This window comes from Streptomyces sp. NPDC051364 (assembly GCF_040682115.1).
In the GTDB taxonomy this organism is placed as follows: domain Bacteria; phylum Actinomycetota; class Actinomycetes; order Streptomycetales; family Streptomycetaceae; genus Streptomyces.
Genome location: NZ_JBFBAH010000092.1, coordinates 1 through 1,305, shown reverse-complemented (window position 1 = coordinate 1,305; position 1,305 = coordinate 1). Strand labels below are relative to the sequence as shown.

The following is a 1,305-nucleotide window of genomic DNA, read 5'->3' as shown; positions in this document are numbered from 1 at the left end:
GAAGCTGGTGCCGGAGCCGAGGTGGGTGGCGATCGTGCCGTCGGTGCCCTGGATGACGAGGTCGGCCTTGCCGTCTCCGTTGATGTCGGGGAAGGTCAGGCGGCCTTGGCCGGGCTGGCTGAGGTAGTTCTGCCAGCCGGCGGAGAGGGGGAGGTTGGCGCCGAAGCTGGTGCCGGAGCCGAGGTGGGTGGCGATCGTGCCGTCGGTGCCCTGGATGACGAGGTCGGCTTTGCCGTCTCCGTTGATGTCGGGGAAGGAGAGGCGGCCTTGGCCGGCCTGGCTGAGGTAGTTCTGCCACCCCGACGACAGCGGCAGGTTGGCGCCGAAGCTGGTGCCGGAGCCGAGGTGGGTGGCGATCGTCCCGTCGGTGCCCTGGATGACGAGGTCGGCCTTGCCGTCTCCGTTGATGTCGGGGAAGGACAGACGGCCCTGGCCGGCCTGACCGAGGTAGTTCTGCCAGCCGGAGGAGATCGGTACGTTCGCGCCGAAGCTGGTACCGGATCCGTTGTTGAAGTGGACGCCGATCGCGCCGTCGGTGCCGTGGACGAGCAGGTCCTTCCTGCCGTCTCCGTTGATGTCGGCGTAGTACAGCCGGCCCTGACCGGCCCCGCCGAGGAAGTTCTGCCAGCCGGCACTGACCGTGGTGCTCGCACCGAAGCTCGTCCCGGATCCCGGACGGAGCCCGATCGTGCCGTCCGTGCTCAGCACCATCAGATCGGCCTTGCCGTCACCGGTGATGTCCGCGCGGGTGGAGGCGGGAGGGTACGGGTCGGCGTGGTCGTTGCCGAGGCCGGCTTGGGGGCCACAGGTGGGCCAGGCGCCTTGGCCCTGGGAGGCGAGCACCTTTTCGGCGATGAGGATCTGTTGCTGCTTGGTGGCCAGGTCTGCGCGGGCGGCGTAGCCCGTTCCGCCATAGGAGTTCCATGTGCCGGAGGTGAACTGCAGTCCGCCGTAGAAGCCGTTGCCAGTGTTGATGGACCAGTTGCCGCCGCTCTCGCAGCTGGCGACCTTGTCCCAGGTGGTGACGGACGCGGCCTGCGCGGTGCCGGAGCCGAGGAGCGCCAGGGGGGCGGTGGCCAGGGCGAGTACGGCCTTGCGGACGCGGGGCGATATTGACACAGGGTTCTTCCCATCAGGCGGCAGGTTGGACAGGGCGGGCAGGCCGGTGCTCCGGGGGGACGGTGCGGTCCCCCCGGAGCACCGGGTCGGTTACTCGAAGGAGAGGGAGCCCTGGCCGGGCTGGCTGAGGTAGTTCTGCCAGCCGGCGGAGAGGGGGAGGTTGGCGCCGAAGCTGGTGCCGGAGCC

1 protein-coding gene is annotated in these 1,305 nt (G+C 69.7%); it reads right to left on the bottom strand.

The features are described 5' to 3' along the window. The coding region (locus tag AB0M76_RS43470; protein WP_365958297.1) for a transglycosylase family protein at positions 1-1,119 on the bottom strand (1,119 nt) is incomplete at its 3' end. Positions 1,120-1,305: the final 186 nt, after the last annotated feature.